Consider the following 16,321-nt stretch of genomic DNA (forward strand, 5'->3'; position numbering starts at 1 on the left):
CTTGCCGCCGAGCGGTGCGCAGCCAGGGCGCACGGCGCTTCACCAGGTCGTCTCAACCCTAACGGTCGGCCTCGCCCGGCTCGACGTCGCCGCAGGTCTCGGTGCCTCCGGTCACAGCCTCGTCGTGCTCGGCGGCACTTTCCCGGGAAAGCGACGGGTCCTCGGAGGCGTCACTTTCACGTGAAAGCGCCGCTTCGTCCAAGCCGAGTTCGGCGTCCGCCTCGGCTTCGAACTCGGCGTCTTCCTCGTCCGGACCTTCTTCGTCCTCTTCGGACTCTTCGACGTCTTCGAAGTCTTCGAGCGCTTCGGCTGCTTCGTCGGCGTCGACGTCTTCGGCGTCCTCGAACGCTTCGTTGTCTTCGAGGGCTTCCGGCGGCGCGGGCGGCTCGTGCTCGCCCGCGAAGAACGCCGTGAAGGCGCCCGGGATGACGATCCAGCAGAACGCGACCACCGAGGCGACCCCGACCGGCACATTCACCGGGTCGAACGGGCCGTCGCCGAGCCGGCCGCCGGACAACGTGCCCAGCAGGACGCAGCCGAGCGCGACCACCGCGCCGGCGACCGCGACCGTGCGGATGCGCTGGGCCGGATCGGCGTCGACCTTGCGCAGCGACCAGCCGACCAGCACCCCGGTCGCGGCCGGCAGCACCAGCAGAGCCGGCCACCAGGCACTCGCGTGCTCGGGCAGCCCGCCGAGGATCGGGACGCCGGGGACGGTGCCGCCGCGGTAGCCGAACATCCCGACGTTCAGAGGGCCGATCGAAAACCCGGGGCCGGTGACGAACGAGAGCGACGCCGTCACGGCGTTGGGCAGGTACAGCGCGGAAAGCAGGAAGAGCCCGAAGCTGTTGCCGAGGCCTGGCTCGTACATGTCGGCCACGGTCGACCAGGACGCCGCGGTCGCGACGGTGAAGACCGCGGCCCCGCAGGCCAGCAGCAGCGCGAGGCCCAGCGCGCCGGCCCGGATCCCGCGCAGCGCCATCGGGTCGAGGCGCTCGGCGACGAAGTCCGGCAGCCCGCAGGACGCGGCGATGCCCACGGCCGAGGCCGCGGCGGCGAGCAGCCCGGGCACGGCGCAGGCGACCAGCGGGTTCGCCGTCACCGGCGAGCCCTGCGCGCAGAGCGCGATGACGAGCCCGAACACCGCGTGCGCGCCGGTGATCGTGACGAACACCGGCAGCGCCTCACGCGGCGAGCGGCAGCCCAGCCGCTGGGCGGCGCCGGACGCCGTCCGCGCGGCCAGCGCGACCGCGCCGAGGGTCGGCAGCAGCGGCAGCAGGCCGAGCGGGTGCCCGCCGATGCCGAGGCGCACCTGGTGCGCGGCGAGCCAGCCGGGCGCGGCGGCCAGCAGCACGCCGAAGCCGGAGAAGACGGTGCGCTCGGCGGTGAGCGTGACCAGGGTCAGCACGGTGGCGACGACGGCGTAGCCGGTGACCAGCGGGCCGAGCGCGGCCGCGAGCAACACCCGCACCCGCGCCGCACCGGTGGGTACTACGTCGGCTTCGAAGTCGCTCACCGGCTCTTCGCGGGGGTCGCGGGTGAGCAGGTCCATGATCCGCACCCTGACATCCGGGCTGGTCCGGACGGGTGAGCCACGCCGCCTCCGGCCTGCGTGGCGAAACTAACCCACCCGGTCGGGTAACCCCCGGGTGCAAAACACCCGCTGTGACACGGAGCGTCACAGCGGGTGTTTTCGAGCGGTTCGCGTCAGCTCGACTTGCCAAATCCCCCCGGCGGTGTGCCCGGGTTGTCCGACGGCGGCTGCTGGAAGAACTGGCCCTGCATCGGGGCGTACGTCGTGGCCTGCGGCGGCGGTGTGGTGGACGGCGGGTTCGGCGAGCCGTACTGGCCCGGCTGCGGGAACGGCGCCGACGGCTCACCCGTCGAAGAGACCGGGCCCGGCTGCTGCTGGCCGTACTGGGGCCCGCCCTGCGGTCCGCCCTGGCCGAACTGCTGCTGCCCGCCCGGCTGGCCGTACTGGCCGCCGTAGGACGGCGCGGCGGGCTTCGGCGCCGGCGGCTTGACGACGTCGTACTCGATGAGCAGCGCGCCGACCGCGCCGAGCATCTGCAGGATCGCCAGGATCAGCACGACGATGACGAGGCCCGGCGTGTTCTGCAGCGAGACCAGCGTGTCCAGGACCTCGAGGGTGCCGAGAACGCTGAACAACGCGGCGAACGGCAGGGTCCGCGGCCCCCTCGGCAGGGCGTGCATCCCGGCGAGCAGGCCGCCGGCCAGCAGGAACGTCGTGCCGAGCCCGAGGTCGGCGTTGTCGGAGAAGCCCAGGAAGTACTGGACGAGGCCGAGGACCGCGACGACGAGCGCGAGCAGCAGCGGCAGGTTCTGCGGGAGGCCGGAGAGGCCCGACGCCGCCTGGTGCGAGTGCGGCGGCTGGTGTTGCTGCTGCTGGAAGCCGCCGGGAGGCGGGGGTCCGGGGGGCTGCTGGCCGCCACCCTGCTGGGGGTAGCCAGGCCCACCGCTGGGGAAGGTCATCGGGATGCACTCCTGTCGGTTCGACCGGCACTCCGGGGCACGAGGGCGCCCGGGAAAGACGAGGCGGCTTGTGTGCGCAGAACGCTAGCGCACTCGCAGGCCACCAGCCCATCAGACGCGTGAATACCTCGGGAGGTTTCGTCCGGAAACCAGGAAAGGCCGGACACCCGGAGGGTGCCCGGCCTCACCAGGAGTTACTCCTCGGAATCAGCCGAGGTTGTTGTACAGCTCACGCGCCAGGACGGCGGTCTCGCTCGGGGTCTTCCCGACCTTGACGCCGGCGGCCTCGAGGGCCTCCTTCTTGGCGGCGGCCGTGCCGGAGGAACCGGAGACGATGGCGCCCGCGTGGCCCATCGTCTTGCCCTCGGGCGCGGTGAAGCCCGCGACGTAACCGACGACCGGCTTCGTCACGTGGTCCTTGATGTAGGCCGCGGCGCGCTCTTCGGCGTCGCCACCGATCTCGCCGATCATCACGATGACCTTGGTGTCGGGGTCCGCCTCGAACGCCTCGAGGGCGTCGATGTGCGTGGTGCCGATGATCGGGTCACCGCCGATGCCGACCGCGGTGGAGAAGCCGATGTCCCGCAGCTCGTACATCATCTGGTAGGTCAGCGTGCCGGACTTCGACACGAGGCCGATCTGGCCCGGGCCGGAGATGTCGGCCGGGATGATGCCGGCGTTCGACTTGCCGGGGCTGATCACGCCGGGGCAGTTCGGCCCGATGATCCGGGTCGTGCCGCCCTTCGCGACCGCGTGCGCCCAGAAGTAGGCCGAGTCGTGCACCGGGATGCCCTCGGTGATGACGACGGCCAGCGGGATCTCGGCGTCGATCGCCTCGAGGACCGCGTCCTTGGCGAACTTCGGCGGCACGAAGATGACCGACACGTCGGCGCCGGTCTCCTTGATGGCCTCTTCGACCGTGCCGAAGACCTTGAGGTCCTTGCCCTCGATGGTGACGGTCTGGCCGGCCTTGCGGGCGTTGACGCCACCCACGATGTTCGTGCCGGACTTCAGCATCTTGGTCGCGTGCTTCATGCCCTCGGAGCCGGTGAGCCCCTGCACGATGACCTTGCTGTTCTCGTTCAGGAAGATCGACATCTCACGCACCTGCCGCGGCGAGCTCGGCAGCCTTGTCGGCCGCGTTGTCCATTGTGTCCACCACGGTGACCAGCGGGTGGTTCGCGTCGGCCAGGATCTTGCGACCCTCGACGACGTTGTTGCCGTCCAGCCGGACGACCAGCGGCTTGCTGGCCTCGTCGCCCAGGATCTTCAGGGCCTCGACGATGCCGGTCGCCACCGCGTCGCAGGCGGTGATGCCGCCGAAGACGTTGACGAAGACGCTCTTCACGTCGGTGTCGTTGAGGATGACGTCCAGCCCGGCCGCCATGACCTCGGCCGACGCGCCGCCGCCGATGTCGAGGAAGTTCGCCGGCTTCACGCCGCCGTGCTTCTCGCCCGCGTACGCCACGACGTCCAAAGTGGACATGACGAGGCCCGCGCCGTTGCCGATGATGCCGACCTGACCGTCGAGCTTGACGTAGTTCAGGTTCTTGGCCTTGGCCTTGGCCTCGAGCGGGTTCTCCGCGTCCTTGTCGACCAGGGCCTCGTGGCCCGGCTGACGGAAGTCCGCGTTCTCGTCGAGGGTGACCTTGCCGTCGAGGGCGATGATCTTGTCCTGCGGGTCCCGGACCAGCGGGTTGACCTCGACCAGCGTGGCGTCCTCGGAGACGAAGGTCTCCCAGAGCTTCACGACGACGTCGGCCGCCTCGTCGATGATGTCGGCCGGGAAGTTGCCGGCCTTCAGGATCTCGAGCGCCTTCGCCTTGTCGACACCGGTGATCGAGTCGACCGGGATCTTGGCGAGCGCCTCGGGGCGCTCGACCGCGAGCTGCTCGATCTCCATGCCGCCCTCGGAGGACGCCATCGCCAGGAAGGTCCGGTTGGACCGGTCCAGCAGGAAGGAGAAGTAGTACTCGGACGAGATGTCCGAGGCTTCGGCCACGAGCACGCGACGCGTGATGTGGCCCTTGATGTCGAGGCCGAGAATGGCTTCCGCCTTCTCCTTCGCCTCGTCCGGCGTCTGGGCCAGCTTGACGCCGCCCGCCTTCCCGCGGCCGCCGACCTTCACCTGCGCCTTGACGACGACCTGGTTACCGATCTGCTCCGCGGCGGCCTTGGCTTCTTCGGGGGTGCTAGCCACCGAGCCCGGCAGAACCGGTACTCCGTGGGCGGCGAAGAGATCCCTCGCCTGGTACTCGTAGAGGTCCACTACTCCAGTCTCCTGACGACACGCCACTGTGGTGGTCCGCACTACCGGACCGCGCTGTCGGACCAGTCGAGGTTAGCGACCTGCGTGAACGGCGGGGACTCCGCACCTGGTGAAGTCGGTCACCGTACGCGGTCAGACGGTGTTCCCGAGGTGTGAGACCGCCCACCGCGCAACCATTCCACGGCTTCTTCGGGGGTTTCGAAGACGCCGTTCGCCGGGTCCGCCGTCTCCCCGAGGCAGAAGACGCGAACATCTTTCAGGCCCGTCCGCAGCTCGCCGCCGAGCACGCCCACGGCGTCCGGGTCCTCCTGCTCGGCGATGCGGAGGACCTGCTCGGCCGTGTCCAGGGGCCCGGCGTGGACGACCTCCATGCCGTCGTCACGCAGCACGCGGCCCAGCGCGACGGCGCGCGGGTCGGGCCCGCCGAGCTCGACGAGGAGCACCCGCGGCATCGCCCGGCTCACGCCTCCCGCCGGCCACCGGCGGCCGACATGGCCGCCGCGATCAACAGCGCGACGGCCGCGGCGAGCGCGACCCAGAACCCGGTCGCCGGGCTCGCGCCCCCGAGCGAACCGCCGACGAGCGGCAGCTCCGTGGCGTGGAGCAGGACGAGCAGCGCGGCCCCGGCCAGCAGTGCGGACGCCGGTTTCGGCCGCGACCGCAGGGCGAGAACGGCCGCGCCGACGACCACCGCGGCCGCCGTCAGCAGCCCCCACGAAGGCGTGTCGAAGTCCGACCAGAGCCCGGGCGCGACGTAACCGGGCACGCTGAAGACGGGCAGCCCGAACGCCGCGACGGCCAGCACGGCCCCGGCCACGACCGGCGTGAGGACACCGCCGTCGGCCTGGCCGGCGTCACCGGCGTCCTCCCGTTCGACGACCCCGGTCCCGACGGCGGCGAGCGCGGCCAGGACGGCGAGCACGAGCGCGGCGAACGTCCACGCGGCACCGGCCCCGAGGTCGTAGGTGAAGGCGGGCTTGGCGCCGGAAGCGCCGTTCAGGTCGGCCCCGCCGAACCCGGCGAGGTTGCCGGCCTGGGTGGCGGTGAGCGCGGTGTTCAGCACGGCGGTGCCGGCCAGGACGATCCCCGCCCAGGCGAGCCCGAGCACCGCCCGCGCGGCCGGTGCCGTCTTGGGTGTCAGCACGCCGAGGCTCAGGACCGCGACCACGATCGCGGCGGTGAGCAGGAACCACCGGGCCGGGCTTTCGGCGGCCGCGCTGACCGGCGTCGCGGCGGCCGGGTTCAGCGCGGTCACGGCCACCTGCGGCGCGAGGGTGCCGATCACCGCGGCGAGCGCGGTGGCCAGGCCGAGCAGGCCGGTCGTCAGCCGCCACCAGAAGAGGCCGGGCAGTTTCGCCCCGCCGGCCAGGTTCTCCGCGTCGTCCCGCGAGGTTTCGGTCAGCCGGGTACCCGCGAGCCCGGCGACGGCCGCCATCGCGACGAGGACCAGGACCGGCCCCCAGGTGACGTGCAGGTCGTCCCGGACGAGGCCGGCCACCACCGGCGGCCCGGCGACGCCGAACGCGGCGGCGGCGAGCCCGCCGAGGGCCCCACGGGCCACGCGTTCGGACGGAGCGGCAAGCGCCAGCACCCCGGCGAACGGCAGCGCGGCGGCGAGCAGGAGGTACCCGCCGAGAGCGGGCCACGGCCCTTCGAACGCGGAGCGGGCGAGCAGGAAACCGTTGTCCGACAACACCGGCGCGGTCAGCAGCCCGACGGAAGCGGTGACGGCGAGCAGCGGAACGAGCAGCCGCCACCGGCGCCGTTCGGGTTCTTCGTCCGGCGCCCGGACGGCCCGCCAGGCGAGCACCCCGGCGACGCCGGTGAGGACGTCACCGCCGACGAGCAGCCAGAACCCGGCCCCGACGGCCGAACCGCTCACGAACCGGTCGGGCAGGTAGAGCTCGGGCCGGATGGTGAGCGGCCCGTTGACGGCGAACTGCAGGTCGAGCACCAGCCGCCCGGGAGCGAGCGCGGCCAGCCCGACGACGATCCCGGCGGCCAGCCCGGGCTTCCGCCTCGTCGCGAGGGCGGCGGCGACGGGCCCGAGCGCGAAGACGGCCAGCCAGGGCCAGCTGGTGAACCCGGGCCCGGCGGCCGGCGAGACGGCCACGAAGGCCGCGGCGGTGAGAGCGACCGCACCGAGAGCGACCAGCACGAGCGCGACGGCGAGCTGCGGGGTGGGGCGGAGGTCGTCGGCCCAAGGATCGAGCGGAGGTTCGACGGGCGGCTCGGCCGGTTTGCCGGGTCTCTTGGTGGCGGGGGTTCGTGAGGCGGTGGCCACTGTGGATGTCGGCTTTGCTGCGGGCTTTCGCGGCTTCGCGGCTTCGCCGCTACGCGCGGTGGGCTCCGTCTGGGACCGCGTGGGTGCTGGGGGATCAGCGGAACTCGGCGCCGTTTCCCGGGCAGGATCGGTCGGCTCGTCGGATTCCCGTGTGGCAGCGAAACCCAGTGCGGGTGTCTCCGCGGAGTCCGGGGTCGACGAGGCGGAGTCCTGCTGCCCGGCCTGCCCGCGGCTGGCCGGCTGCGCGGAGCCGCTCGCGGCCGGCTGACCGAGCGCGGATGCGTCCGCAGAGTCCGGGGCCGGCGCGGCGGAGGCCTGCTGCGCGGATCCGCTCGTGGCCGAGAAACCGAGCGCGGATGCGTTCGCGGAACCCGGAGCCGACGCGGCGGAAGCCTGCTGCGCGGATCCGCTCGCGGCCGGCTGGCCGAGCGCGGATGCGTCCGCGGAGACCGGAGCCGACGCGGCGGAAGCCTGCTGCACCGCCTCTCGATGGCCGGGCTGCCGCGCGGATCCGCTCGCGGCCGGCTGGCCGAGCGCGGGTGTGTCCGCCGAGTCCGGTGCCGAGGCCTGCGCGGCGGAAGCCCGCTGCACGGCCTCTCCACGACCGGCCGGCTGCGCGGATCTGCTCGCGGCCGGTTGGCCGAGCGCGGATGCGTCCGCGGAGACCGGGCCCGACGCGGCGGAGTCCTGCTGCACGGCCGGCCGCGGGGATCCGCTCGCGGACGAGAAACCGAGTGCGGGTGTGTCCGCGGAGTCCGGCGCCGAGGCCTGCGCGGCAGGGAAACCCACCGTCGGAGGTTCCGGTGCAGGACTGGTCGCCGACGGCTTCGGGGGTGAGCCGGTGTCGGCCGTCCGGGGGTTCGGGCTCGCTTTGGGGCGCGTCCTGTTGGCCGTGGGACGGGGCGCCGCGGGGGCGGGGTCTTGCGGGGTGCCCGGGGAGGCGGGGGCGCTCCCGGCTGGGGGCTCTGAGCGTGGGGGCATTGCCCGCGAACCTAGCAAGTCCGGGCCGATCCGGACGGGCCGCCGGGGCTCCAGTCGTCGAGCGGCGTTGAACGCCGGTCCGCGAATCCTTATTCCGGCGTGCTCCGCCCGCCGGACGCCTCGGCGGCCTCCAACCAACCGGTGACCTTGTAAGCCAAGTCACACCGAACGCCGTAAACCCCCTCTAACTTTGCGTAATTACCACAGGTGAACGCAAGATCGACGCCACCCGATCGGCCGACGCACGGGGCAGATCTTGCCTACAGCGGTGCCCCTTCGTTACTGTCCCCCGGTCCCCATTACAGTCAGGTCACGAAGTAGGACACCGAGCAAACCACCCCCGAGGTTGGCTCACCGGGTTCCCCCGCCCGAGGTCCTAGGCCCGGCTCCCCGACGATGGAAGGCCCTGTCTTGGCTTCACACCGCTCCCCCGGCGGCCAAGCTCCTTCCCCGGCATTGAAGGACGCACTGGAAGGTGCGGTCGTTCGTGTCCGGGGTGCGCACCGCATCGCCCCGCCCTCCTCGGCCCTTCGCGGCCGTGTTGTGGTCGCGGCTGTCGCGGCCGGTGCGTTTGCAGCTGCCGCTGCGGGCTCGACCCTCAAGACAGTCACCGATTCGGACACTGCTGTCACGCCCCTGGCCAGCAGTCAGGACGCCAGCGCTTCGTTCACCGCGGGAGGTGCGGGCACCGGGGGCGCTCCGGAACTCCTGCCGACCGGCCACACCGTCGACGCGTCCGCCGAAGCCGCGAAGCTCGCCGACAGCGCCTCGATCACGCAGGCCCGCGAGCAGCGCGAAGCCGACGCCGCGAAGAAGGCCGCCGAAGAAGCCTCCCGCCCCAAGACCTGCCTGCCCGCGCACGGCACCTTCACCTCGGGCTTCGGTGCCCGGTGGGGCACGAGCCACCTCGGCATCGACATCGCCAACTCGATCGGCACCCCGATCTACGCCGCCTCCGACGGCACTGTGATCGACGCCGGCCCGGCCAGCGGCTTCGGCCTCTGGGTGCGTGTCCAGCTCGACGACGGCACGATCCAGGTCTACGGCCACATGAACAGCTTCTCCGTCAAGGAGGGCCAGAAGGTCAAGTGCGGTCAGCAGATCGCCGAGATCGGCAACCGCGGCCAGAGCACCGGCCCTCACCTGCACTTCGAGGTCTGGCAGGACGGCACGAAGAAGATCGACCCCCGGCCCTGGCTGGCCGCGCGCGGCATCGTCGTCTGAACCGCCTGATCTGTTCGCATCACACCTGACGGCCGCGCGAGAGCTGCCCAGCAGCCGCGCGGCCGAGGTGCCAGCTCGTTCGGACGCCGACGACCGTGTGCGCCTACCCGCCGCGGATGTCGTCGCCGGTTCGTGGCGGAGCGCATCCAGCAGCGTCTGATCCGCCGGTGACGGCAGGCCACGGCTCGCACCTGGCGTGACCATCACCGGTGCACGGCGCAGGACGTTCGGTCGCACCGAATCCCCCGGTGACTGCAGGCCGAAATCTTCCTGCTCACGGCTCCGCGCATCCGGCAGCGCCTGACCCGCCGCAGAACGCCGGTCACACCCGACATCTCGCGCGGCCACCGCCGGTTCACGGCACAGAACATCCGTCACCAGCCACAGACCGCGATCGGCACCTTGCGCCGCCGCCGGCAGTTCGCAGCGGAGCAAGCCCGACAACGCCGGATCCGTCGCCGAGCGCAGGCCAAAGAGATCTTGCGCCGCCGATTCGCGAGGTAGTACGTCTGGCAGCGCTTGGTCTGCCGCCGACCGCAGGCCATGATCGGCACCCGCCGCCGACACTTCATGCGACAGCACATCCCCCAGCGCCTGACCTGCCGCAGACCACAGGCCACGACCGGAACCCGCCGCAGACCGTCCGTGCGACACCACCTGCGCTCGGGCCGGACGACACGGGACACGGTTGCCGACCGCAAGACTCTTCGCCCGCCTGACCGCCGAGCGCCAAAAACCCCGCAACGCCTCAGAACGCCGCCAGACGTCCACGGTGGTCCGGACCACCGCTCGCACCTCAACGCCCGCCCAGCGGCTTTTCAGCCCCTGGAACCACCTACCGGTGGCCGCCCGGTAACCGGCGGATGAAGTAGCCCACCGCGACCTGCCACACCGTGCACAGCTCCGCCGGTCTTCGCACCGGCAGCCAGCCCCACGCCACCTCCGCCCCTTCGGGCGGCTCGGTCTTCGCGGAGCGGACACGCGCGGCCCTCCGGGCCCTGGTCGTCCAGCGGCGTCCCCGGCCGCAGGTGACACAGTGCCCGTCCGCGCCCAGCTCGTGCTGCTTGAGCAGCGCTCGCCAGGCGGCGGCCAGCCGGCACGCCTCCGCTCCCGCACGCGAGGTGTTTCCCGAAGCCCCCGATGGCTCCCGACCCCGATCCGGAACCGTCGTCTCCAGGACTCCTCGCAAGTATTTTCGTACCCCCTCGGCCAGCAGACCAAACAGCACCGCGTCCACACCACGTTCCCCCTTCGTCGAACTCGTGTTCGATCACGGGGTCAGTTCTACCGGTGGGGTACGACGATTCCGGCGGCGATCGCGGGGATCGCCGCCGGAATCACTCGAACGGGTGGGGCGGCCCTGACCAGGGCCGTTGGACGGCTTAGAGCTTCACCATCGGGACGCTGCCGATCAGCATCAGCCGGACCTTGCCGGCCGCGCCGAAGTCGATCGTCGCTGTCGCGCGGGGGCCGACGCCGTCGCACGAAACCACCGTGCCCAGGCCGTACTTGTCGTGGCTGACGCGGTCGCCGACGTCCAGCTTCAGGGCCACCGTGTCCTTCCAGCCCTTGCCGAAGGAACTCACGCCAGGAGAGGACGAAGGCGCGGACGACGACCGGTTGCCCCACGTGGTCGCCGCTCGCGGTGTGCCGCGGGAACCGCTGCCGAACGAACCGAAACCGCGGTGGGACGGCTCCAGGCGCCGCCAGTCGACGAGGTCCGGCGGCAGCTCGTCCAGGAACCGCGACGCCGGGTTCATCGACGGCTGGCCCCACGCCGACCGCGTGATCGCGCGCGAGACGTACAACCGCTTGCGGGCGCGCGTGATCGCGACGTACGCGAGCCGCCGTTCCTCGGCCAGCTCCGTCGGGTCGCCCAATGCACGCATGTGCGGGAAAACGCCGTCTTCCCAGCCGGTGCAGAACACCACCGGGTACTCCAGGCCCTTCGCGGTGTGCACGGTCATCAGCGTGACCACACCCGCGCCGCCGTCGCCTTCTTCGCCGCCGTCGGGCGATGGCACCGAGTCGGCGTCCGCGACCAGCGAGACGCGCTCGAGGAACGCGGGCAGCGAACCCGGCGCCGGGACACCTTCGTCCACGATCAGCTCGGCGTTCTCGTCCGCGACGATCTCGGCGGTCAGCTCGGTGAACTCCCGCGCGACCGTGACGAGCTCGGTCAGGTTCTCCACCCGCGACGCGTCCTGCGGGTCTTCCGACTCCTCGAGCTCGACGCGGTAGCCGGTCTTGTCCATCACGGCTTCGAGCACGTCGTGCACCTCGGCGCCGTCCGCGATCATCGTGCCCAGTTCGTCGAGGATCGCGACGAACCCGCCGATCGCCTTGACCGAGCGCGGGTTCAGCAGCGGCACCTTGTCCTCGACGGCGTCCCGCAGCGCCTGCGCGAACGAGACCCGCTCGCGCTCGGCGTGCGTCGCCACGACGGCTTCGGCGCGGTCGCCGATGCCGCGCTTGGGCACGTTCAGCACGCGCCGCAGGCTGACCGTGTCCTCCGGGTTCGCCAGCACGCGCAGGTACGCGATCATGTCGCGGACTTCGCGGCGCTCGTAGAACCGCACGCCGCCGACCACCTTGTACGGCAGGCCGAGCCGGATGAAGATCTCTTCGAAGACCCGGGACTGGTTGTTGGTGCGGTAGAAGACGGCGACGTCGGAGTAGTCGGCTTCGCCCTTCTCCGCCAGCGCGTCGATCTCGTTCGCGACGAACGCGGCTTCGTCGTGGTCGTTGTCCGAGACGTAGCCGACGATCTTCTCGCCGTCGCCCGAATCGGTCCACAGCCGCTTCGCCCGGCGGTTCGGGTTCCGCTCGATGACGGCGTTGGCCGCGGACAGGATCGTCTGCGTGGAGCGGTAGTTCTGCTCCAGCAGGATGGTGTGCGCGTTCGGGAAGTCCCGTTCGAACTCTTCGATGTTCCGGATCGTCGCGCCGCGGAAGGCGTAGATCGACTGGTCCGCGTCACCGACGACGACCAGCTCGGCCGGGGGGACGCCCGACTCGTTCGGCGCGGTCCCGGCCAGCTCGCGCACGAGGGTGTACTGCGCGTGGTTCGTGTCCTGGTACTCGTCGACCAGCACGTGGCGGAACCGCCGCCGGTAGTACTCGGCGACGGCCGGGAACGCCTGCAGCAGCGAGACCGTGCGCATGATGAGGTCGTCGAAGTCGAAGGCGTTGGCCTGGTTCAGCCGCCGCTGGTACTCGACGTAGACCTCGGCGACGCGCCGTTCGAGGTCGTTGGCCGCGTTGGCCGCCGCCTCGTCCGGGTCGACGAGCTCGTTCTTCAGGTTCGAGATGTGGATGGCGAGCGTGCGCGCCGCGTAACGCTTCGGGTCGATGTCGAGGTCGCGCGCCACGAGCGTGATGAGCCGCTTGGTGTCGTCCGAGTCGTAGATGGAGAAGCTCGACGACATGTCCAGCGTCTTGGCTTCGCGGCGCAGGATCCGCACGCACATCGAGTGGAACGTGGAGACCCACATCGCGTTCGCGCGGCGCCCGACGAGCGCGGCGACACGCTCGCGCATCTCGGCGGCGGCCTTGTTGGTGAAGGTGATCGCCATGATCTCGCCCGGGTGCACGTGGCGTTGCCCGAGGAGGTAGGCGATCCGGCGGGTCAGCACCCGGGTCTTGCCCGACCCCGCACCCGCGACGACCAGCAGCGGGCCACCGGCGTGGGTGACGGCTTCGCGCTGGGCGGGGTTCAGGTCGTCGAGCAGATCGGCCTGCCCGCCGGAGGCGGGCTTGCGCGCGGGGGTCTCGGCGGGGAGATCGAAGAGGGTGTCCATCGCCTGTCCACGCTACCCCGGGCGGGCAGGACCCCGGCGGAAGCGGTGCTACTGCCGCGCGGTCGTGAGTGGTTAGGGCGGTTCTAACCGCCCTAACCACTCACGACTGCGTGCGGAACAGAGGTGGGCTACCGCGCCAGGCGTAGCGGGAGATGTCGCCTGGCGTCCGACGCGCCGGCGGCCCGCGGCGCGGAGCATCGGCTGCATGGAAGACATCCGCCCCGCCCGCATCCGGGCCGCCGACGCCGATCGCGAGCGCGTCGCCACCACCGTCCAGTCCGCCGGCGCCGAAGGCCGGCTCACCCTCGAAGAGGTCGAAGAGCGCCTCACCCACGTCTATTCCGCGCGCTTCACCGACGAACTGACCGCGCTCACCGCCGATCTGCCGCGGCCGGCGCCGCAGTGGCCCGGTTTTCCCCTTTCCCGGGCCGCGCTTCGCCGTCACCCGGCGTTGCGGCTGCACCTCGCCGTGGTGGTCGCCATCGCGGTGGTGGCGATCGTCCGGTGGGCCGTGCTGGGCGCCGGGTTCTTCTGGCCCGCGTTCCCGATGTTCTGGCTCGCGGCGAGTCTCTTCATTCATGCCGGGGTCCGCGCGGCCCGGGAACGCGCCCGGACGCCTGTGCCATACTGAGCGCATGCGGCACCACGCAGAGCGATTTTTTTACGGGACCCGGACTCCGGCTCCCGTGATCGCGTAGTGCCCGAACCCGCCATCACGCCAGCCCCGGAGTCCACGGACCCGGGGCTGTCGCCGTCCCTGGGGCCGGATCCGGGCTTCAAGGAAGAGGTCCCGATGAACGCACAAGCGACGAACGCCGACGGCCAGCCCGCCGAGCACACCCCCGCCGGTGACGACATCGCGTCGCTCCGGCAGGAGATCGACTGGCTCGACAAGGAGATCCTGCGGCTGGTGAAACGCCGGGTCGAGGTGTCCAAGACGATCGGGGCGGCGCGGATGGCCGCCGGCGGCACGCGCATCGTCTACAACCGCGAGATGGACGTCCTCGCGCGCTACCGCGAGCTGGGTCCCGAGGGCCGTCAGCTGGCCATGGCGCTGCTGAACCTGGGCCGCGGGCGGCTCGGCCGGTAACGGTTGGCCGAATTCGGGGTCTTCCCCGAGGCACCGGTGGCCCCGGTACGGGCAGACTGGGGCCATGGACTGGATCGTGAACCTCATCGCCGTCATCGTCGCTCTCGCGAGCGTGCTGGCCGCGCTGGGCCATGTGGGTTATCTGGCCCTGCTCAACAATGCGGCGGGTAAGCGTGCCGGCGGGGCTCCGGTCGCGCAGTACGTCCGCGGCCGCTGGGCGGTTGCCGGCGGTACCACTGCGGCGTCATTGTTCGCCTGGCTGCTCACGAGCGGGGGAACGACGCTCGACATCGTCGCCATTCTTCTCGCTGCGGGTAGCGGCGCGGTGGCCACGAAGGCGCTGCAGTCGACCCGGGATCGCTACCGCACCGGCGGCTGAATTCCCCTTGAGCTGCGGTGATCGCGCTGCGTGAAATTTCGTGGCGTCTGTTTCCCCCTTTCGGTCGCGCCCGACCGAGTGAAACCTCTGCAACTTGCAGGTTTGGGGGCGACTTTCTACGCCGGATGCTCCTAGGGTTGACGCCGTGAGGACCCTTGCGCCTGGGTCGGGCGACGCCCGGAAGGCGCGCGGGGGCACTGGCCCCGCGCGTCCATCTTCGCATGCGCGTGCATCTGCGCAGGATTCCGAACAGGATTCCGCTCGTGAGGGTGCTCCGTTCGGGTTGACCGGGGGCCGGACGGCGTCAGGACCGGACCGCCGGGTGGTCGAGCCTGCATGAGCAACGGCACGGAGTTCCACGGACGCGGCACCGCCCCCGCGCATCCCGGACGGCACCGCCAAGGCGTGACGGACGGCTGGACGCCGTCGGCGCCGCCGTACCGCCCCGTGCGGCACTGCGCCGAGGACACGGCGCCGATCGACGTGCCGCTGTCCGGGTCGCTCCCCCAGCCCGGCCGGCCGCTGCTGCCCCAGCCGCGCGACCGGCGGCCCGCCCCCTTCCCCGCCGCGCAGGGAAACCTGCCGCTGGACGACGCCCCCGACTTCGGCGAACCGGGCCGGGAAACGGGCCCGATCTCGATGCCCGACACCGAATCCCGCGCCGAGCAGGCCGCCCGGCGCACCCGGGTTTCGCTCGCCACCAACCCGAAGCCGCGCTGCCTGGAGTCCGACGAGGACGACGTCCGCATCTACGCGGCCCCGCCGATCGACGCCATCGACGGGCTCGGCGGGTTCACCATCGGTTCGGTGCCCGCGTCGGTGACTCCGCCGAAGACGTGGCGGAAGGCCGCGTGGTTCGCCACCGGCGCGTCCGGCGCCGTCGTCGTCGGCCTGCTGTTCGCCGGGTCCTTCATGGTCGGCAAGCCGCCGATGGACCAGGCCGTGCAGGGCGCGTGGCCCGGTTACCAGGGCGCACCGACGGTGGACGACCCGGTGAACGGCGGCGGCGACCGGCAGCAGCCGACCTCCCGGCCGGGCGGGTCCGCGCCCGGCCCCGACAGCACGCGGCAGCCGGACGACGCGACCGGGACGAGCAGCGGCGGGGGCGCCGGGCCGGTCGACGGCACGGTCCCGCCACCCCCGGCCGGCACTTCGGGATCTTCGGGGACGTCGGTCACCGACGAACCGGCCACGACGACCGGTCTGCCGCAGAAACCGCCGGTCACCGCGGCCGAGCGCGAGACCCCCGTGAAAGCGCCCTGGTGGTACTCCTTTCCGCCGGACGTCCAGACCTTGGGCGACAACTCGGAGAAGTTCTTCAACACGGTTACGACCGACCCCGGCACGGCGTCGTCGGTGACCACCGGAGACCTGCACGACCAGGGCCCGCACGCGCTCGCCGAGCGGTACGCCGGCATCGCGTACTTCGAGGTCAAGAAGGTCAGCATCGACCAGCAGCGCGGCGTCACCGTGAACACCGTCGAGATCACGCACGACGACGGGACCAAGACGATCGAGCAGCGCACGCTGACGTTCGGGGACGGCGACAAGATCACGAGTGACGGTCAGTAACCGATCTTGCACGTGCGGTTCGCCCGTTCCGATGCACGTGCGGTGCGCCCAGCGGTAATGCCTGGTCCGGGTGGGTGACATAAGCTGCCGCTCGTCGTATCGCGACGGCATTCCGGCGACAGAGCCTGGCGATTGCCGTCCGCACAGGGTTACCTGGCGACAGCGGCTCCGGACCCCGGCCACAAGTCGGCCATCCGGAGCAACGGACATCCGGCCGAACGGCCGAGTG

The 16,321-nt window shown here is 71.6% G+C and carries 12 protein-coding genes; 5 read left to right on the forward strand and 7 right to left on the reverse strand.

Annotated elements, in window-relative coordinates; genetic code table 11:
- Positions 1-58 precede the first annotated feature (58 nt).
- From OG494_RS32825 to OG494_RS32850, 6 genes are all read right to left on the reverse strand, one after another.
- Complete coding sequence (locus OG494_RS32825) at positions 59-1,561, reverse strand: cell division protein PerM (protein ID WP_442874309.1); 1,503 nt, start codon at positions 1,559-1,561, stop codon at positions 59-61.
- Positions 1,562-1,707: 146 nt separating this feature from the next.
- Positions 1,708-2,493, reverse strand: coding sequence for a DUF5336 domain-containing protein (locus OG494_RS32830; protein WP_328445349.1), 786 nt, complete (start codon positions 2,491-2,493; stop codon positions 1,708-1,710).
- Positions 2,494-2,700: 207 nt separating this feature from the next.
- Positions 2,701-3,591: a succinate--CoA ligase subunit alpha gene (gene sucD, locus OG494_RS32835; RefSeq protein ID WP_328445351.1), complete on the reverse strand. Its 891-nt coding sequence runs from the start codon at positions 3,589-3,591 to the stop codon at positions 2,701-2,703.
- Between the two features lies 1 nt (position 3,592).
- Positions 3,593-4,762: an ADP-forming succinate--CoA ligase subunit beta gene (sucC, locus tag OG494_RS32840; protein ID WP_284745486.1), complete on the reverse strand. Its 1,170-nt coding sequence runs from the start codon at positions 4,760-4,762 to the stop codon at positions 3,593-3,595.
- A gap of 119 nt (positions 4,763-4,881) precedes the next feature.
- Positions 4,882-5,226: a hypothetical protein gene (locus OG494_RS32845; RefSeq protein WP_328445356.1), complete on the reverse strand. Its 345-nt coding sequence runs from the start codon at positions 5,224-5,226 to the stop codon at positions 4,882-4,884.
- Positions 5,223-7,046: a hypothetical protein gene (locus tag OG494_RS32850; RefSeq protein ID WP_442874513.1), complete on the reverse strand. Its 1,824-nt coding sequence runs from the start codon at positions 7,044-7,046 to the stop codon at positions 5,223-5,225. The genes OG494_RS32845 and OG494_RS32850 overlap by 4 nt, the downstream gene beginning before the upstream one ends.
- Positions 7,047-8,570: 1,524 nt before the next feature.
- Between OG494_RS32850 and OG494_RS32855 the strand changes: the two genes are divergently transcribed.
- The gene (locus tag OG494_RS32855) at positions 8,571-9,251 is read left to right on the forward strand and encodes a M23 family metallopeptidase (protein WP_328445360.1); all 681 of its coding nucleotides are present in this window, start codon (positions 8,571-8,573) and stop codon (positions 9,249-9,251) included.
- A 1,382-nt stretch (positions 9,252-10,633) separates the two neighbouring features.
- Here the strand turns inward: OG494_RS32855 and pcrA are convergent.
- Positions 10,634-13,051 carry a DNA helicase PcrA gene (pcrA, locus tag OG494_RS32860; RefSeq protein ID WP_328445362.1) on the reverse strand — a complete coding sequence of 806 codons (2,418 nt, stop codon included), beginning with the start codon at positions 13,049-13,051 and terminating at the stop codon, positions 10,634-10,636.
- A gap of 205 nt (positions 13,052-13,256) precedes the next feature.
- Here pcrA and OG494_RS32865 point away from each other — a divergent pair, with 205 nt between their 5' ends.
- From OG494_RS32865 to OG494_RS32880, 4 genes are all read left to right on the forward strand, one after another.
- Entirely contained in the window at positions 13,257-13,682 is a 426-nt protein-coding gene (locus OG494_RS32865; protein ID WP_328445363.1) for a DUF1707 SHOCT-like domain-containing protein, read from the forward strand.
- 162 nt (positions 13,683-13,844) lie between these two features.
- Complete coding sequence (locus tag OG494_RS32870) at positions 13,845-14,141, forward strand: chorismate mutase (protein WP_328445366.1); 297 nt, start codon at positions 13,845-13,847, stop codon at positions 14,139-14,141.
- A gap of 64 nt (positions 14,142-14,205) precedes the next feature.
- Entirely contained in the window at positions 14,206-14,520 is a 315-nt protein-coding gene (locus OG494_RS32875; protein WP_328445368.1) for a hypothetical protein, read from the forward strand.
- A 336-nt stretch (positions 14,521-14,856) separates the two neighbouring features.
- On the forward strand, positions 14,857-16,092 hold the full coding sequence (locus OG494_RS32880) for a hypothetical protein (protein WP_328445370.1): 1,236 nt from the start codon (positions 14,857-14,859) through the stop codon (positions 16,090-16,092).
- Positions 16,093-16,321 lie beyond the last annotated feature (229 nt).

The organism is Amycolatopsis sp. NBC_00438 (assembly GCF_036026695.1).
Taxonomy (GTDB): Bacteria; Actinomycetota; Actinomycetes; order Mycobacteriales; family Pseudonocardiaceae; genus Amycolatopsis.

What these genes read in the sequence shown, in the direction of transcription:
- OG494_RS32830 (WP_328445349.1), bottom strand. Translation starts at nt 2,493, where the DNA reads ATGACCTTCCCCAGCGGTGGGCCTGGCTACCCCCAGCAGGGTGGCGGC.
- sucD (WP_328445351.1), bottom strand. Translation starts at nt 3,591, where the DNA reads ATGTCGATCTTCCTGAACGAGAACAGCAAGGTCATCGTGCAGGGGCTC.
- pcrA (WP_328445362.1), bottom strand. Translation starts at nt 13,051, where the DNA reads ATGGACACCCTCTTCGATCTCCCCGCCGAGACCCCCGCGCGCAAGCCC.
- OG494_RS32865 (WP_328445363.1), top strand. Translation starts at nt 13,257, where the DNA reads ATGGAAGACATCCGCCCCGCCCGCATCCGGGCCGCCGACGCCGATCGC.
- OG494_RS32870 (WP_328445366.1), top strand. Translation starts at nt 13,845, where the DNA reads ATGAACGCACAAGCGACGAACGCCGACGGCCAGCCCGCCGAGCACACC.
- OG494_RS32875 (WP_328445368.1), top strand. Translation starts at nt 14,206, where the DNA reads ATGGACTGGATCGTGAACCTCATCGCCGTCATCGTCGCTCTCGCGAGC.
- OG494_RS32880 (WP_328445370.1), top strand. Translation starts at nt 14,857, where the DNA reads ATGAGCAACGGCACGGAGTTCCACGGACGCGGCACCGCCCCCGCGCAT.